Below are 17,351 nucleotides of genomic sequence, written 5' to 3' on the forward strand. Positions count from 1 at the left end.
TGTCTTTTTATCACTTACCGCTTAGCCGCGAAACTCGCCACGACCGTTGTACTTGGCTTTCGCCCCCAACTGCTCTTCGATACGCAGCAGTTGGTTGTACTTGGAAACACGGTCGGAACGGCACAGGGAGCCGGTTTTGATCTGGCCAGCCGACGTGCCCACGGCCAGGTCGGCAATGGTGGAATCTTCAGTTTCACCGGAACGGTGCGAGATCACTGCCGTGTAACCAGCCGCCTTGGCCATCTGGATGGCTTCCAGGGTTTCGGTCAGGGTGCCGATCTGGTTGAACTTGATCAGGATCGAGTTGGCGATCTTTTTATCGATGCCTTCTTTCAGGATCTTGGTGTTGGTCACGAACAGATCGTCACCGACCAGCTGTACTTTCTCACCGATTTTATCGGTCAGGATTTTCCAGCCATCCCAGTCAGACTCGTCCAGACCGTCTTCGATGGAGATGATCGGGTAACGCTGAGTCAAGCCTTTGAGGTATTCAGCGAAGCCTTCGGAGTTGAAGACTTGGCCTTCGCCCGACAGGTTGTACTTGCCGTCTTCGTAGAACTCGCTGGCCGCGCAGTCCAGTGCCAGGGTCACATCAGTGCCCAAGGTGTAGCCGGCGTTGGCAATGGCTTCGGAGATCACTTTCAGTGCATCTTCGTTGGACGCCAGATTCGGTGCGAAACCACCTTCGTCGCCCACGGCGGTGTTCAGGCCACGGGCCTTGAGCACGGCTTTGAGGTGATGAAAGATTTCGGTGCCCATGCGCAACGCATCGGAGAAAGTCTTGGCCCCGACTGGCTGAACCATGAACTCTTGAATGTCGACGTTGTTATCGGCGTGCTCACCACCGTTGATGATGTTCATCATCGGAACCGGCATCGAGTAAACACCCGGAGTGCCGTTCAGGTTGGCAATGTGCGCGTACAGCGGCAGGTCCTGGTCCTGTGCGGCGGCCTTGGCGGCAGCCAGCGACACGGCGAGGATAGCGTTGGCACCCAGCGAGCCTTTGTTTTCGGTACCGTCCAGCGCGATCATCGCGTGGTCGAGCGCCTTTTGATCAACCGGGTCTTTACCCAGCAGCAAATCACGAATAGGGCCGTTAATGTTGGCAACGGCTTTGAGCACGCCTTTGCCCAGGTAACGGCTCTTGTCGCCATCACGCAGCTCCAATGCCTCACGGGAACCGGTAGAAGCACCGGACGGCGCGCATGCGCTGCCGATGATGCCGTTGTCGAGAAGCACGTCCGCTTCCACAGTGGGATTGCCACGGGAGTCGAGAACTTCACGACCTTTGATGTCGACGATTTTTGCCATTGTTGTAAATACTCCAAAGTTGACGAAAACGACGCAGCTGAGGGAAATCTGGTCACCGTCGGCAAGGGTCGAATAACAGGCAGCCTTGCGGACGATAAGGCTCGGGCCCTGAGGCCCGAGAAATCGTGCGGTACTTTACCGGAGAATCGAGGGTTAAGCGGTTTCTATTGTCGGAAAACTCTTAACCAACTCATCCAGAGACTTCAGTTGAGCCAGGAAAGGCTCAAGCTTGTCCAGGCGCAAGGCGCAAGGGCCGTCGCACTTGGCGTTGTCAGGATCCGGATGTGCTTCAAGGAACAGGCCAGCCAGGCCTTGACTGATACCGGCCTTGGCCAGGTCAGTCACTTGGGCGCGGCGACCGCCGGCAGAATCGGCACGACCACCGGGCATTTGCAGCGCGTGGGTCACGTCGAAGAAAACCGGGTACTCAAATTGCTTCATGATGCCGAAGCCCAGCATGTCGACCACAAGGTTGTTGTAGCCGAAGCTGGAACCACGCTCACAGAGGATCAACTGATCGTTGCCCGCTTCTTCGCATTTGCTCAGGATGTGTTTCATTTCCTGGGGCGCGAGAAACTGGGCTTTTTTGATGTTGATCACGGCGCCGGTCTTGGCCATGGCCACGACCAGGTCAGTCTGACGCGACAGGAAAGCTGGCAACTGGATGATGTCGCACACCTCGGCGACCACGGCCGCTTGCGCAGGCTCGTGGACGTCGGTGATCAGCGGCACACCAAATGCTTGCTTGATGTCCTGGAAAATCCGCATGCCCTCTTCCAGGCCTGGGCCACGGTAAGAGCTGACAGATGAGCGGTTGGCCTTGTCGAAGCTGGCCTTGAACACGTAAGGAATACCGAGCTTTTCAGTAACACGGACGTACTCTTCGCACACCTGCATGGCCATATCACGGCTTTCCAGCACGTTCATGCCACCGAACAAGACCATAGGCTTGTCGTTGGCAATTTCGATATTGCCTACGCGAATAATCTTTTGCGCCATGCTGATTACGCCTTCTTCTCGTGTTGCGCCAATGCTGCTTTGACGAAACCGCTGAACAGTGGGTGGCCGTCACGGGGTGTGGAAGTGAATTCCGGGTGGAACTGGCACGCCACGAACCATGGATGATCCGGCGCTTCTACCACTTCTACCAACGCACCGTCGCCGGAACGACCGGTGACTTTCAGGCCGGCTTCGATCAGTTGAGGCAGCAGGTTGTTGTTCACTTCGTAACGGTGACGGTGACGTTCGACAATCACGTCCTTGGCATAGCAATCATGCACCTTGGAACCGGCTGCAAGCTGGCAATCCTGCGCACCCAGACGCATGGTGCCGCCCAGATCCGATGTTTCGGTACGGGTTTCGACTGCACCGGTGGCGTCTTCCCACTCAGTGATCAAACCCACCACCGGGTGGCCGCTGCTGCGATCGAATTCGGTGGAGTTGGCGTCTTTCCAGCCCAATACGTTACGTGCGAACTCGATCACTGCCACTTGCATGCCCAGGCAGATACCCAAGTAAGGCACCTTGTTCTCGCGAGCATATTGAACGGCAGTGATTTTGCCCTCTACGCCGCGCAGACCAAAGCCGCCCGGTACGAGGATGGCATCACAGCCTTCCAGCAGTTCAGTGCCTTTGTTCTCGATGTCTTCGGAGTCGATATACCGCAGGTTGACCTTGGTACGGTTGGAAATACCGGCGTGGCTCATCGCTTCGATCAGCGACTTGTACGCGTCCAGCAGTTCCATGTACTTGCCGACCATCGCGATGGTGACTTCGTGTTCAGGATTGAGCTTGGCATCCACGACCTTGTCCCACTCGGACAGGTCAGCGGTGTTGCACTGCAAGCCAAAACGCTCGACAACAAAGTCATCCAGACCCTGAGCGTGCAGCATGCCCGGGATCTTGTAGATGGTGTCAGCGTCTTCCAGCGAAATCACGGCGCGCTCTTCAACGTTGGTGAACAACGCGATCTTGCGACGCGAAGATACATCCACGTGGTGGTCGGAGCGGCAGATCAGCACGTCCGGCTGCAGGCCGATGGAGCGCAATTCTTTAACCGAGTGTTGGGTCGGTTTGGTTTTCGTCTCGCCAGCGGTGGCGATATACGGAACCAGAGTCAGGTGCATCAGCATGGCGCGCTTGGCGCCCACTTCGATGCGCAACTGACGGATAGCTTCGAGGAACGGTTGCGACTCAATGTCACCCACAGTGCCGCCAATCTCAACCATCGCTACGTCGGCATCGCCGGCGCCCTTGATGATTCGACGCTTGATTTCGTCAGTGATGTGCGGAATTACCTGGATGGTTGCCCCCAGGTAATCACCACGGCGCTCCTTGCGCAGAACGTGTTCGTAGACACGGCCCGTGGTGAAGTTGTTGTTCTGGGTCATCGTCGTGCGGATGAACCGCTCGTAGTGACCCAAGTCCAGGTCGGTCTCGGCGCCGTCGTGTGTGACGAACACTTCACCGTGCTGGAACGGGCTCATGGTGCCCGGATCAACGTTGATGTAGGGGTCCAGCTTCAGCATGGTGACCTTAAGTCCCCGCGCCTCCAGGATGGCTGCCAATGAAGCCGAGGCAATGCCTTTCCCCAATGAAGAAACAACACCGCCCGTGACGAAGATGTAGCGCGTCATGAAAAACCCTAGAAGTCTGCGTTAAAGCGGTCAGAGCCGCCGGGGAAAGCGAAGGAAGGCCGAAGCCCCCAATCACCAGCATTAGTCACAGTGCACCTTTCGAAAAACTGCTGCGTTGAAACAGACCAATGGCAACCATCGGTTCGATACAAGCCACACATTTTTTTAAAATCGCCCAGCAAAGACTGCTTGGTAATCGGCAACTTCTGTAATTCCGGTGAATCTACAGAAGCTGTATCAAGAAGGGAGCGTAGTCTACCGGAAAGCCCCTTTCAGCTCAAACCTTGATCGCTTGAAGTTGGCAGCCACTTCAATTGCCAGTGTCCATTGGGGTCAGCGTCCAGTCCCTCGAGGTTTGCCACAGCCAATAAGCGCTCATTTTGGTACAGAAGCGGCAATCTGCCACGGGCAAACGGCGGCACCCCGCGCTCATTGAGCAAGCGTTTGAGGTCACGATGACCGCGTCCTGCCAGCGACATGACTTCTGCGCCTTGACGATAGCGCACCTGCAAGGCGCCCTCGGGCACCTCGCCCTCTATGCGTAACAGCCCGTTCCCGGGCAATGACACGGGTAGAGCTGGCTCATCCCAGGTAATCGGCGCAGTCGGCTGGCGCAGCCATTGTCCCGACAGCCACCAGATCCGTCCGCCCGCTCGATGCACCTCGCCATCCGCCAGACGCCATACAGGCCGTGCATCGACGCCGGCATCACGCAACGCCTCCCAACCGGCCCAATGCGCGGTATCAGGCAATCGTGTAAGACCGGCCAGCCACTGGCGCAAAGCGTTGCGCTGACGGGCAGCCGACAGACGGTCGAGAGGTTCAAGCTGCAGAGAGGGCAAACCCAGCCAGGCAAAAGGTGCCTCGGCCGCGGCAAGTGCCAGATCCTGCTCAGCGAGTTCATTCAGCAAACCTTGCGCTTGAGCACAATGATCAGCCGCGCGCGACAGCGTTGTGGTCACCTGCGGCCAACGCCGTGACAACACAGGCATCACTTCATGACGCAAGTAATTACGGGAAAAACCGCTGTATTCATTGGACGGATCTTCAACCCAGTGCAGACCATGGGCGTGCGCGTATGCCTCAAGATCGGCACGCGAAATATCCAGCAACGGGCGCCCAACTACCCCGCGGCCCAATCTGCGCTCACGCGGCATGCCGGACAGCCCGTTTACACCGGCCCCGCGCAACAACCGGAACAACACGGTTTCGGCCTGATCATCGCGATGCTGCCCCGTAAAGAGCACCTCATGCGGCTGCAGGATGGCCTCGAACGCCTCATAGCGCGCCTCCCGCGCTGCCCGCTCGACACTTGCACCGGCGGACACTTGCACGCGCACCACCGTGAGCGGCACGCCCAGGGCATCACACAGCAACTGACAATGAGCCGGCCACGTATCCGCTACAGCCTGTAGACCATGGTGAATATGGAGGGCAGTCAGCGGGGGGAGTGCATGGGTTGGGCGAAGGTGAGCCAGAAGGTGCAGCAGGACAGTCGAGTCAAGACCGCCGGAAAGGGCAATGCGCCAGGCCGGGGCATTGCGCCACGGCTTGAGCGCTTCGAGCAACTGGATTGTCAGGTCGGACATTGCACAATCCTGCAGGGGCGAACGGGTTCACCCCTGCGTCTGTCGGTCTCGCCTTGATTACAGACCGTAACTCATCAAACGGTCATAACGACGCTGCAACAACGTTTCGTTGTCCAGCTTTTTCAACATGTCCAACTGCGAAATCAGCTCTGCGCGAATCGTGGCAGAAGCGGCTGCAGGGTCGCGATGTGCGCCACCCAATGGCTCGCCGATAACTTTATCAACGATGCCCAGGCCTTTGAGACGCTCAGCGGTAATGCCCATCGCCTCGGCGGCATCCGGCGCTTTTTCAGCGGTTTTCCACAGAATCGACGCGCACCCTTCAGGCGAAATCACGGCATAAGTGGAGTACTGCAGCATGTTCAATTGATCGCACACCCCAATTGCCAACGCACCGCCCGAACCACCTTCACCAATAACCGTGGAGATGATCGGGGTCTTCAGGCGCGCCATGACTCGCAGGTTCCAGGCAATCGCTTCGCTCTGGTTGCGCTCTTCAGCATCGATGCCCGGGTAGGCGCCCGGCGTGTCGATAAAGGTCAGGATCGGCATTTTGAAACGCTCTGCCATTTCCATCAAACGGCATGCCTTGCGGTAGCCTTCAGGGCGCGGCATGCCGAAGTTGCGGCGAACTTTCTCACGCACTTCGCGGCCTTTCTGATGACCAATCACCATCACGGGCTGATCGTCCAGACGCGCGATACCGCCCACAATGGCGGCATCGTCGGAGAAGTGACGGTCGCCGTGAAGTTCATCAAACTCAGTGAAGATGTGGTCGATGTAATCCAGCGTGTAAGGACGACGCGGATGACGGGCCAGGCGGGCGATCTGCCAGCTGGTCAGCTTGCCGAAAATATCTTCAGTCAGCGTTTTGCTTTTGTCTTGCAGGCGAGAGATTTCATCGCTGATGTTCAGCGAATTGTCATTACCGACCAGGCGCAACTCTTCGATTTTGGCTTGCAGGTCAGCAATCGGCTGTTCGAAATCAAGAAAATTCGGGTTCATAAGCATCCGTCTTGGGTCGGCGGCAAAGCATGCCAGCAGGCAGAAAGCCCAGTATTGACTGGCACTTTCGAGCCGACTGGGGCAGCCGGTTGATCTGTATCGCGCCTACCTTAAGGGACAGGCGCTCTCAGGTCGAGATTAAAAATTCAGGTCGAGATCAGGACGCGGGTCACGCCCCTGACCGTCAACGGTATTGGAGGAAGACGTTGTCTCGCCCAAACTGGTCACGCAAGGCTTGAATCAAGCTGTCTGCAGGATCGATTCTCCAGTTCTCGCCAAACTGCAACAGGGTCTTCGCATCCCCGCCGGTGTACTCCATGGTGATCGGGCAGGCGCCGCGATGCTTCTTCAGCACGTCGCCCAATTGCCGCAACTGATCACCCTTGAGCGCCGCGTGATGGACCCTCAGGCGCAAACTCTCGGCCAGACTGGTACGCGCATCCTCCATGCTCATGACCCGCTTGACCCGCAGGCGCAAGCCGCCGGAAAAGTCATCATTACTGACCTCCCCTTCCACCACCACCATGGCATCGGTCTGCAACAGCGACTGGGCTGAATGGAACGCTTCGGCAAACAATGAGGCTTCAATCCGGCCGGAACGGTCATCCAGCGTGATGAACCCCATCTTGTCGCCTTTTTTGTTCTTCATCACCCGCAGGGCGATGATCATGCCGGCGACAGTCTGCGTATCGCGGGCAGGCTTCAGATCGATAATGCGCTGCCGGGCGAAACGGCGAATTTCGCCTTCATACTCGTCGATCGGGTGGCCGGTCAGGTACAGGCCCAAGGTGTCTTTCTCGCCCTTGAGGCGTTCCTTGAGAGTCAGCTCCTTGGCCTTGCGATGGTTGGCATACACATCGGCGTCTTCTTCGACAAACACGCCGCCGAACAGGTCGTCGTGGCCGCTGTCGTGGGTGCGCGCCGTTTGTTCGGCCGCCTTGATTGCCTCTTCCAGCGCCGCCAGCAAAATCGCACGGTTCTGATCAATGCTCGCCTGATAGGCTTTTGGCTCGTCATGGAAGCAAGGCCCCAGACGGTCCAGCGCGCCGCTGCGGATCAAACCGTCAAGGGTGCGTTTGTTGATGCGCTTGAGATCAACCCGCGCGCAGAAATCGAACAGGTCCTTGAACGGCCCATCCTGACGCGCTTCGGTAATCGCCTCCACCGGCCCCTCACCCACGCCCTTGATCGCGCCAAGCCCGTAAATGATTCGACCTTCGTCGTTCACCGTGAACTTGTACTCGGAGGCATTCACGTCCGGCGCGTCGAGACGCAGCTTCATCGTGCGCACTTCTTCGATCAAGGTCACGACCTTGTCGGTGTTGTGCATATCCGCCGACAGCACGGCCGCCATGAACGGCGCCGGGTAATGGGCTTTCAGCCACGCGGTTTGATAGGAAACCAGCCCGTAGGCCGCCGAGTGAGATTTGTTGAAACCATAACCGGCGAATTTTTCTACCAGGTCGAAAATGTTACCGGCAAGGTCAGGGTCGATGTTGTTGTTGGCACAGCCTTCAATGAAACCGCCACGCTGCTTGGCCATTTCTTCAGGTTTTTTCTTACCCATGGCTCGACGTAGCATGTCCGCGCCGCCGAGGGTGTAACCCGCCATCACCTGCGCAATCTGCATCACCTGTTCCTGATACAGAATGATGCCGTAGGTCGGGGCCAGAACCGGCTTCAGGCCTTCGTACTGATAATCCGAATGCGGATAAGCAAGCTCGGCGCGCCCGTGCTTACGGTTGATGAAGTCGTCCACCATGCCCGATTGCAGCGGCCCCGGACGGAACAGGGCCACCAGTGCGATCAGGTCTTCCAGACAGTCAGGCTTGAGCTTTTTGATCAGCTCTTTCATGCCTCGCGACTCAAGCTGGAACACCGCCGTCGTCTCGGCTTTTTGCAGCAACTGGTAGGTCGGTTTGTCATCCAGCGGGATAAACGCAATATCCAGCGGCGGCTCGTCGACCTTGGCGCGGTCGCGGTTGATGGTTTTCAGCGCCCAGTCAATGATGGTCAGCGTGCGCAAGCCGAGGAAGTCAAACTTCACCAGCCCTGCGGCTTCAACGTCGTCCTTGTCGAACTGGGTGACCAGACCGTCACCCTCTTCATCGCAATAGATCGGCGAAAAGTCCGTCAGTTTGGTCGGCGCAATCACCACACCACCGGCGTGTTTACCGACGTTACGCACGATGCCTTCGAGCTTGCGTGCCATCTCCCAGATTTCGGCGGCTTCTTCATCCACTTTGATGAAGTCACGCAAGATCTCTTCCTGCTCGTAGGCCTTTTCCAGCGTCATGCCGACTTCAAACGGAATCATCTTCGACAAACGATCCGCCAGGCCGTAAGACTTACCCTGCACACGGGCCACGTCGCGAATAACCGCCTTGGCCGCCATCGAACCGAAGGTAATGATCTGACTGACAGCGTTGCGGCCGTATTTATCTGCCACATATTCAATGACCCGGTCACGACCATCCATGCAGAAGTCGACGTCGAAGTCGGGCATCGAGACCCGTTCCGGGTTAAGGAATCGCTCGAACAGCAGGTCATATTCCAGCGGATCGAGGTCGGTAATTTTCTGCACATAGGCCACCAGAGAACCGGCACCCGACCCTCGGCCAGGCCCTACCGGCACGCCGTTGCTCTTGGCCCACTGGATGAAGTCCATCACGATCAGGAAGTAACCGGGGAACCCCATCTGGATAATGATATCCAGTTCGAAATTCAGCCGGTCGACGTAGACCTGCCGCTTGGCGTCGTAATCTTCGGTGGTGTCCTTGGGCAGCAGAACGCTGAGGCGCTCTTCAAGGCCATCAAACGAGACTTTGCGGAAATATTCGTCGATGGTCATGCCATCGGGAATCGGGAAGTTAGGCAAAAAGTGTTTGCCCAACTTCACTTCGATATTGCAACGCTTGGCAATTTCGACGGTATTTTCGAGCGCTTCCGGCAAATCGCTGAACAGCTCAGCCATTTCTTCGGCGCTTTTCAGATACTGCTGGTCGCTGTAGTTCTTGGAGCGGCGCGGATCATCAAGCGCTCGGCCCTCGCCAATGCAAACGCGGGTCTCGTGGGCTTCGAAATCCTGCTGTTTGAGGAAGCGCACATCGTTGGTGGCCACCAGCGGCGCACCGATTTTGTCGGCCAGCGCTACGGCAGCGTGCAGATGTTCTTCATCGTTGGGACGCTGGGTGCGCTGGACTTCCAGGTAAAAGCGGTCCGGGAAGACATCCATCCATTCGCGGGCCAGCGCCTCGGCTTCCTCGGTGTTACCACTGATCAGCGCGACACCGATCTCGCCTTCTTTGGCGGCCGACAACATGATCAGCCCTTCGGCGGCTTCGGCGACCCATTCACGCTCGATGATGACTTGGCCATTGCGCTGCCCGTCAATAAACCCTCGTGAAATCAGCTCCGTCAGGTTGCGATAACCCACACCGTTCATCGCCAGCAGGCTGATACGGCTCAACGGGTTTTCCGGGTCTTTATTGGACAGCCACAGATCCGCGCCACTGATCGGCTTGATGCCGCCACCCATGGCGGCTTTATAAAATTTGACCAACGAACACATGTTGTTCTGATCGGTCACCGCCACGGCAGGCATGTTCATGCCCGCCAGGGTTTTGATCAGCGGTTTGATCCGCACCAGGCCATCGACCAGGGAATATTCAGTGTGCAGGCGCAGGTGAACGAATGAAGCCGGCATGGTGATCCTGTCTATTAGCTTTGGGAAACAACAAGGCCCGGATTGTACCGGGCCTTGGCAAAAACATCAGCCTTGGGGCTAAACCTCGGTCAAGCCTTCACGGGCTTCGTAGGCACGGCGCACCGGCCCGAAGGACCGGCGATGAATTGGCGTAGGACCAAGACGCTCAAGGGCTTCAAGGTGTACCGCCGTCGGGTAGCCTTTATGCCCGCCAATACCGTAACCCGGGTATTGCAACTCGAAGGCTGCCATTTCACGGTCACGGCTGACCTTGGCCAGGATCGATGCCGCCGCAATGGCTGGCACCTTGCTGTCACCCTTGACCACGGCTTCGGCCGGCATGGCCAATATGGGGCAGCGATTGCCGTCGATCATGGCCAGTTTCGGGGTGATGCTCAACCCTTCTACAGCGCGCTGCATGGCCAACAGGGTGGCATGCAGGATATTCAGCTCGTCGATCTCTTCGACTTCAGCCCGGGCAATGCACCAGCTCAAGGCCTTTTCGCAAATTTCGTCATACAGCTTTTCTCGACGCGCCTCAGTCAGTTTTTTTGAGTCATTAAGACCGGCGATCGGCCGGGCCGGGTCCAGAATCACTGCTGCCGTGACCACTGCGCCGCACAACGGGCCGCGACCCACTTCGTCCACACCGGCCACAAGGTCTTCGACCAGATTGAAGTCCAATCCGATTTGCATAGTCACTTTACTCATTTGGAGTGTGCAATCAGCTCAAGCACCGCTTTGGCGGCCTGATTGGAAGCGTCGAGACGCAACGTACGATGAATTTCGTCGAAACCCCGGGTTTGCTCCTGGCCATTGTCCAGCAGTGGCAACAGGGTCTTGGCCAATGCCTCGGGGGTGGCGGCATCTTGCAGCAACTCGGGCACCAGCATCCGCTGGGCCAGCAAGTTGGGCAAAGACACGTAAGGGCTTTTTACCAGACGCTTGAGAATCCAGAACGTAACCCGCGACAGGCGATACGCCACCACCATCGGCCGCTTGTACAGCAACGCCTCAAGCGTGGCGGTGCCCGAGGCGATCAACACCGCGTCACAGGCAGCCAAGGCCAAGTGCGAACGCCCGTCGAGCAAGGTCAAGGGCAAGTCCCGCTCAGCCAGCAACTGTTCGATTTGCACCCGGCGCGCAGCATTGGCACAAGGCAATACAAAACGTGTGTCGGGCCGGGCTTCGCGGATTTTTAGGGCAGCGTCCAGGAACAGCCCACCCAATTTGCCCACTTCCCCGCCACGACTTCCCGGCATCAAGGCGACCAACGGGCCGTCAGGCAACCCCAGTTCGGCACGGGCAGCGGCTTTATCGGCCTCAAGGGGAATGGTGTCCGCCAGCGTATGGCCAACAAACCGCACCGGCACGCCATGCTCTTCGTAGAATTTGGCTTCAAACGGCAGCAACGTGAGCATCAAGTCGCAACCTTCGCGAATTTTCAGCACGCGTTTCTGCCGCCACGCCCACACGGACGGGCTGACGTAATGCACGGTCTTGATGCCAGCACGCCGTAACTGAAGCTCGATATTGAGGGTGAAATCAGGCGCATCGATGCCGATAAATACATCAGGTTTTTCGGCAATGAGGGTCTGGATCAGCGCTTTGCGGCGTTTGAGCAACTCGCGCAAACGGCCAAGTACCTCAACCAGCCCCATGACCGACAGACGCTCCATCGGGAAGTAAGAGCGCATGCCCTGCGCTTCCATCAGCGGGCCTCCCACACCGATAAACTCAATATCGGGGTGCTGAGCCTTGAGCGCTCGCATCAGGCCTGAACCCAGGATGTCGCCAGAGGCCTCACCCGCCACCAGCGCAATACGCAACCTGGCCATGATCAGCGGGTAATGCCGCGGGTCGATGAACGAATCGACTCCACAAACAGTGCGACTTCCGGGAACTGCGCAGAGGGCTCAGCCAGTTCGGCGAGCGCTTGTTCAACCGTCAGCCCCTGGCGGTAAACCACCTTGTAGGCCCGACGCAAGGCGTGAATCGCATCTTCACTAAAGCCACGACGGCGCATGCCCTCGAAATTCATGCTACGGGCTTCGGCAGGGCTGCCAAACACCGTGACAAAGGCCGGAACGTCCTTGCCAATCGCTGTACCCATGCCTGAAAAGCTGTGAGCACCGATATGACAGAACTGATGCACCAGCGTGAAACCCGACAGGATCGCCCAGTCTCCCATGTGCACATGGCCTGCCAGCGCGGCGTTGTTGACCAGAATGCAATGGTTGCCGATTACGCTGTCATGCCCGATGTGGGCGTACGCCATAATCAGGTTGTGATCACCCAGGGTCGTCTCGGCACGATCCTGAGCCGTGCCGCGATGAATGGTCACACCTTCGCGAATCACATTGTGATCACCGATCACCAGGCGTGTCTCTTCGCCCTTGTACTTCAGATCGGGCGTATCTTCACCGACTGATGAAAACTGGTAGATACGATTGTGCTTACCGATTTTGGTTGGGCCTTTAAGAATGACATGCGGCCCAATCACTGTTCCCTCGCCGATTTCCACACCTGCGCCGACGATCGACCAAGGGCCGACCACGACGTCGTCGGCCAGAATGGCCGTCGGATCGATGATTGCGCGAGGGTCAATCAAACTCATAGTTTGCGTTCCGCACAGATAATTTCAGCCGAGCATACCGGCTTGCCATCAACCGTTGCCTGGCACTCGAACTTCCAGATCGAACGCTTGCAGCTCAGGAACTTGGCTTCCAGGATCAATTGATCGCCCGGCAACACGGGCTGACGGAAACGCAGTTTGTCGGAACCGACGAAGTAATACAGCGTCCCGTCTGCAGGTTTCACGTCCAGCATCTTGAAACCCAGAATGCCCGCAGCTTGCGCCATGGCTTCGATGATCAACACGCCGGGCATGATCGGGTGCGCCGGAAAGTGACCGTTGAAGAAGGGTTCGTTGATGCTGACATTCTTGTAAGCACGAATGCGCTTGTTCTCGACATCCAGATCCACCACTCGATCCACCAGCAGGAAAGGGTAACGGTGAGGCAGATATTCGCGAATCTCGTTGATGTCCATCATTTCGTGGGGAAGCCTGTAATAAAGATTGGGCGCGCGCTACGAAGGCACGCTCCTCTAGCAAATCAAGAACGCAGACCCTTGGCCCTGCGCGCTTGATATGGAAATAGTATTAGCTTTCAGATGAAGCGATACCGTCAGGGGTCACTTCTCGACGCGTTTTTCCAGTTGTTTCAATCGTCGCGCGATGTCGTCCAGCTGGCGAATACGTGCCGCACTCTTGCGCCATTCAGCCGCTGGCTGCATGGCTGTTCCGGAAGAGTAAGCACCCGGTTCGGTAATGGAGTGAGTCACCATGGTCATCCCGGTGAGGAAAACGTTGTCGCAGATCTCAATATGCCCCACCAAACCGACACCACCGGCCAACATGCAGTGCTTGCCGATTTTAGTGCTTCCTGAAATCCCGACACACGCGGCCATCGCCGTATGGTCACCGACCTGCACGTTGTGCGCGATCTGAATCTGGTTATCGAGTTTGACCCCATTGCCAATAACCGTATCTGCCAGGGCACCACGGTCGATGGCAGTGTTCACACCGATCTCGACATCATCACCAATGGTCACGCCGCCGATCTGGGCAATTTTTTGCCAGACACCCTTCTCATTGGCGAAACCGAAACCTTCGCCTCCCAGCACGGCGCCCGACTGAATCACGACACGCTTACCGATGCGAACATCGTGATAAAGCGTCACGCGCGGCGCCAACCAGCCACCCTCACCGATTTCACAGCGAGCACCGATAAAGCAATGAGGCCCGACGGTCACGCCAGCCGCAATGCGCGCACCGCTTTCAATCACTGCAAAGGCGCCGATGCTGGCCGCAGGATCTACCCTCGCATCCGGCGCAATCACGGCTGAAGGATGCACACCGGCACCCGCCTTGGGCTTGGGGTCAAACAGGTGGGAAATACGGGCGTATGCCAGGTAAGGATCCGGCACCACCAAAGCATCACCGGCATAGTCTTCAGCGTCGGCTGACTTGAGCAAAACGGCTCCAGCCTGACAATCGACCAAGAACTTTCGGTACTGCGGGTTGGCCAGAAAGCTCAACTGAGATGGGCCAGCCTCTTGTAAAGTGGCTAGCCCAGTGATTTCTTTCTCCGCGCTGCCACGCAAGGTGGCACCGAGGAACTCGGCCAATTGGCCGAGTTTTATAGTCGCAGTCATAATTACTTCAGCTGATTCATGCGCTCAATGACTTGGCGAGTGATGTCGTATTGAGGTTTGACATCGATCACTGCACCACGCTCGAACACCAGGTCATAGGCGCCTTTCTTGATGACTTCTTCAACAGCGCTGTCCAGTTTTGGCTTCAGCTGTTTCAGCATTTCACGGTCAGCAACGGCTTTGGCTTCGTTCAGTTCCTTGGACTGGAACTGGAAATCGCGGGCCTTTTGCTTGAATTCAAGCTCCAGACGCTCACGCTCGCCTTGCTGCATTTTGTCGCCGCCTTTGACCAGACGATCCTGAATGCCTTTGGCACTGCTTTCCAGGGACTTCAGTTTGGTCAGTTGCGGACCGAATTTCTTCTCGGCATCTACGGCGTAACGCTTGGCAGCGTCAGATTCCAGCAGCGCCATCTGATAGTTCAGAACGGCAATTTTCATGTCGGCAAACGCCGGACCTGCTACCAGAACCGAAGCCAGGAGAACCAATTGAGTCAACTTACGCACGATGCACTCCTACTAAATCCGTTGTTTATCTAAAGTCAGGCTTTTAGAAAGTCTGGCCGAGGGAGAACTGGAACACTTGGGTATCTGCGTCATCCGGTTTCTTGATCGGCATGGCCAAGCTGAAGCTCAACGGGCCAAGTGCGGTCACCCACGTTACGCCAACACCCACAGAGCTGGCCATATTACTAAAGCTGATATCGCAATCTTTTGTGGTCGACTTGCAGTTGGTGTCGAAAACATTACCCACATCCCAGAACACGGAGGTGCGCAGGGAACGTTGATCTTTCACGAACGGCATCGGGAACAGAACTTCTGCCCCGCCCTGTATCAGGACGTTACCACCAAACGGCAGCGGATCTTGATCCGGGTCATTCTTGTTCGGGGTACTGCGTGGACCCAGCGCACTGTCCTTGAAACCACGGACCGAGTTGAAACCACCTGCATAGTAGTTCTCGTAGAACGGCAGCCCCGACGTCGAGCCATAGCTGTCACCGTAACCCAGCTCGGTGTGCAGGCGCATCGTGTAGGTGTCGGTCAACGGCTGGAACAACTGGGCGCGGTAATCCAGTTTGTAGAACTGGAGATCACTGCCCGGAATGGTGGTTTCAAGCGTCAAGCTTTGCGAGCTGCCGCGTGTCGGCAGCACGCCTTTGTTCAGAGTCGATTCGGACCAGCCGGCAGAAGCCTTGAAGTTCAGGAACTTGTCGCCTTCTTTGTTGATGAAATCGAAGATCTCGTCAACGGTGTAGGTACCGGTACTGATTTCATCCTGCTGCACGCTCAGGCCATAGGTCAGGCGCGAGGTATCGCTGATCGGATACCCCATGGTGATACCGGCGCCCAGGCTGTCGACCGAGTAGTTTGCTACATCAACATCGAGGTCTTTGTAGTCGGTCGTGCGGTAGAACGCGTTGTAACCCAGGCTCACGCCATCAGCGGTCCAGTACGGGTCAACATAACTGAAGTTGTAACGGCTCTGGTATTCACTGCGGGTCAGGCCCACGCTGACGCGGTTACCCGTACCCAGGAAGTTGTTCTGGGTAATCGAACCACCCAGGATCAAACCGGCGCTTTGGGCAAAGCCGACGCTGGCGGTGATCGAACCGGAAGCCTGTTCTTCTACGGCGTAGTTCACATCGACCTGGTCGTCTGTACCGGGAACGGCCGGTGTTTCAACGTTCACTTCCTTGAAGAAGCCCAGACGCTCAAGGCGCACCTTGGACTGATCGATCAGGTAAGTCGACGCCCAGCCACCTTCCATCTGGCGCATTTCGCGACGCAGCACTTCGTCTTCCGACTTGGTGTTGCCGCGGAAGTTGATACGGTTGACATAAGCACGCTTGCCCGGATCCACCACAAAGGTGATGGCCACGGTGTGGTCTTCCGGGTTTGGCTGAGGCACGCCGTTGACGTTGGCGAAGGTATAACCTTCGTTACCCAGACGACGGGTGATCAGCTCGGAGGTCGTGGTCATCAGCTTGCGGGAAAACACCTGGCCCGGCTGAACCAGCAGCAGCGACTTGATCTGATCTTCAGGAACCTTGAGGTCACCGCTCAGCTTCACTTCGCCCACATTGTACTTTTCGCCTTCATTCACGTTGACCGTGATATAGACGTTTTTCTTGTCCGGGGTGATCGATACCTGAGTGGAGGCGATATCCATGTTGATATAGCCACGGTCGAGGTAATACGAGCGCAGGCGCTCAAGGTCACCGGACAGTTTTTCACGCGCATACTTGTCGTCATTCTTGAAGAACGACAACCAGTTAGTGGTTTTCAGTTCAAACAGGTCAACGAGGTCTTCTTCCGGGAAGACGGTATTGCCCACCACGTTGATGTGCTGGATAGCCGCAACCGTGCCTTCGTTGATATTGACCTTCAAGGCGACCCGGTTGCGAGGTTCGGACACGACTTCAGTGTCGACCGTCGCCGAGTAACGACCTTGGGCAACATACTGACGTTGCAGTTCGTTACGCACACCCTCAAGGGTGGCACGCTGGAAGATTTCACCTTCGGCAAGACCCGACTGTTTAAGACCTTTCATCAGGTCATCAGTGGAAATAGCCTTGTTTCCGTCAATGGTGATGCTTGAAACGGAAGGACGTTCGACAACCGTAACGACGAGCACATTGCCATCACGACCCAGTTGGATATCCTGAAAGAAACCGGTTTTGAACAACGCACGAGTGGATTCCACCAACCGGCGGTCATCCGCTACCTCACCCACGTTCAGCGGCAACGCGCCAAACACGCTACCAGCGGAAACCCGCTGCAGCCCGTTGACACGAATATCAGAGATAGTGAAGGACTCGGCGTGAACTTCGGCGATCATCAGTACGGTGAGAACCGCAGTTAGCAGCAGACGTTTCATGAAGTCCTT

General features: G+C 56.9%; 12 protein-coding genes and 1 pseudogene. All 13 read right to left on the reverse strand.

Annotation, left to right across the window (positions count from 1 at the left end; genetic code table 11):
- Positions 1-21: 21 nt before the first annotated feature.
- On the reverse strand, positions 22-1,311 hold the full coding sequence (eno, locus tag V6F78_RS14065; RefSeq protein ID WP_047277178.1) for a phosphopyruvate hydratase: 1,290 nt from the start codon (positions 1,309-1,311) through the stop codon (positions 22-24).
- Between the two features lie 153 nt (positions 1,312-1,464).
- Positions 1,465-2,310, reverse strand: a complete 846-nt coding sequence (gene kdsA / locus V6F78_RS14070) for a 3-deoxy-8-phosphooctulonate synthase (RefSeq protein WP_047277180.1) — start codon at positions 2,308-2,310, stop codon at positions 1,465-1,467.
- A gap of 5 nt (positions 2,311-2,315) precedes the next feature.
- Entirely contained in the window at positions 2,316-3,947 is a 1,632-nt protein-coding gene (locus V6F78_RS14075; RefSeq protein WP_047277182.1) for a CTP synthase, read from the reverse strand.
- A 272-nt stretch (positions 3,948-4,219) separates the two neighbouring features.
- On the reverse strand, positions 4,220-5,536 hold the full coding sequence (gene tilS / locus V6F78_RS14080) for a tRNA lysidine(34) synthetase TilS (protein ID WP_169839330.1): 1,317 nt from the start codon (positions 5,534-5,536) through the stop codon (positions 4,220-4,222).
- A 57-nt stretch (positions 5,537-5,593) separates the two neighbouring features.
- A complete protein-coding gene (locus tag V6F78_RS14085) occupies positions 5,594-6,541 on the reverse strand; it encodes an acetyl-CoA carboxylase carboxyltransferase subunit alpha (RefSeq protein ID WP_047277186.1) in 948 nt (315 codons plus the stop codon).
- Between the two features lie 184 nt (positions 6,542-6,725).
- Positions 6,726-10,247 (reverse strand): DNA polymerase III subunit alpha, encoded by a 3,522-nt coding sequence (dnaE, locus tag V6F78_RS14090; RefSeq protein ID WP_047295114.1) that lies wholly within the window; start codon positions 10,245-10,247, stop codon positions 6,726-6,728.
- A gap of 78 nt (positions 10,248-10,325) precedes the next feature.
- Positions 10,326-10,943 carry a ribonuclease HII gene (gene rnhB / locus V6F78_RS14095; protein ID WP_169859034.1) on the reverse strand — a complete coding sequence of 206 codons (618 nt, stop codon included), beginning with the start codon at positions 10,941-10,943 and terminating at the stop codon, positions 10,326-10,328.
- An 11-nt stretch (positions 10,944-10,954) separates the two neighbouring features.
- Positions 10,955-12,085 carry a lipid-A-disaccharide synthase gene (lpxB, locus tag V6F78_RS14100; RefSeq protein WP_047277192.1) on the reverse strand — a complete coding sequence of 377 codons (1,131 nt, stop codon included), beginning with the start codon at positions 12,083-12,085 and terminating at the stop codon, positions 10,955-10,957.
- Positions 12,086-12,087: 2 nt separating this feature from the next.
- Positions 12,088-12,864 carry an acyl-ACP--UDP-N-acetylglucosamine O-acyltransferase gene (lpxA, locus tag V6F78_RS14105; RefSeq protein WP_332727579.1) on the reverse strand — a complete coding sequence of 259 codons (777 nt, stop codon included), beginning with the start codon at positions 12,862-12,864 and terminating at the stop codon, positions 12,088-12,090.
- Complete coding sequence (fabZ, locus tag V6F78_RS14110) at positions 12,861-13,301, reverse strand: 3-hydroxyacyl-ACP dehydratase FabZ (protein WP_047277196.1); 441 nt, start codon at positions 13,299-13,301, stop codon at positions 12,861-12,863. The genes lpxA and fabZ overlap by 4 nt, the downstream gene beginning before the upstream one ends.
- A 109-nt stretch (positions 13,302-13,410) precedes the next feature.
- Positions 13,411-14,465, reverse strand: a pseudogene (gene lpxD / locus V6F78_RS14115) (UDP-3-O-(3-hydroxymyristoyl)glucosamine N-acyltransferase).
- Between the two features lie 2 nt (positions 14,466-14,467).
- Positions 14,468-14,971 carry an OmpH family outer membrane protein gene (locus V6F78_RS14120; protein ID WP_016781988.1) on the reverse strand — a complete coding sequence of 168 codons (504 nt, stop codon included), beginning with the start codon at positions 14,969-14,971 and terminating at the stop codon, positions 14,468-14,470.
- A 43-nt stretch (positions 14,972-15,014) separates the two neighbouring features.
- A complete protein-coding gene (gene bamA / locus V6F78_RS14125) occupies positions 15,015-17,342 on the reverse strand; it encodes an outer membrane protein assembly factor BamA (protein WP_332727581.1) in 2,328 nt (775 codons plus the stop codon).
- Positions 17,343-17,351 lie beyond the last annotated feature (9 nt).

This window comes from Pseudomonas sp. ESBL9 (assembly GCF_036668715.1).
GTDB classification, from domain to species: domain Bacteria; phylum Pseudomonadota; class Gammaproteobacteria; order Pseudomonadales; family Pseudomonadaceae; genus Aquipseudomonas; species Aquipseudomonas lundensis.

Excerpts from the sequence above, each read along its gene's own strand:
- bamA (WP_332727581.1), bottom strand. The coding sequence starts at position 17,342 with ATGAAACGTCTGCTGCTAACTGCGGTTCTCACCGTACTGATGATCGCC.
- lpxB (WP_047277192.1), bottom strand. The coding sequence starts at position 12,085 with ATGGCCAGGTTGCGTATTGCGCTGGTGGCGGGTGAGGCCTCTGGCGAC.
- V6F78_RS14075 (WP_047277182.1), bottom strand. The coding sequence starts at position 3,947 with ATGACGCGCTACATCTTCGTCACGGGCGGTGTTGTTTCTTCATTGGGG.
- lpxA (WP_332727579.1), bottom strand. The coding sequence starts at position 12,864 with ATGAGTTTGATTGACCCTCGCGCAATCATCGATCCGACGGCCATTCTG.
- V6F78_RS14085 (WP_047277186.1), bottom strand. The coding sequence starts at position 6,541 with ATGAACCCGAATTTTCTTGATTTCGAACAGCCGATTGCTGACCTGCAA.
- kdsA (WP_047277180.1), bottom strand. The coding sequence starts at position 2,310 with ATGGCGCAAAAGATTATTCGCGTAGGCAATATCGAAATTGCCAACGAC.
- rnhB (WP_169859034.1), bottom strand. The coding sequence starts at position 10,943 with ATGCAAATCGGATTGGACTTCAATCTGGTCGAAGACCTTGTGGCCGGT.
- fabZ (WP_047277196.1), bottom strand. The coding sequence starts at position 13,301 with ATGATGGACATCAACGAGATTCGCGAATATCTGCCTCACCGTTACCCT.
- eno (WP_047277178.1), bottom strand. The coding sequence starts at position 1,311 with ATGGCAAAAATCGTCGACATCAAAGGTCGTGAAGTTCTCGACTCCCGT.
- tilS (WP_169839330.1), bottom strand. The coding sequence starts at position 5,536 with ATGTCCGACCTGACAATCCAGTTGCTCGAAGCGCTCAAGCCGTGGCGC.
- dnaE (WP_047295114.1), bottom strand. The coding sequence starts at position 10,247 with ATGCCGGCTTCATTCGTTCACCTGCGCCTGCACACTGAATATTCCCTG.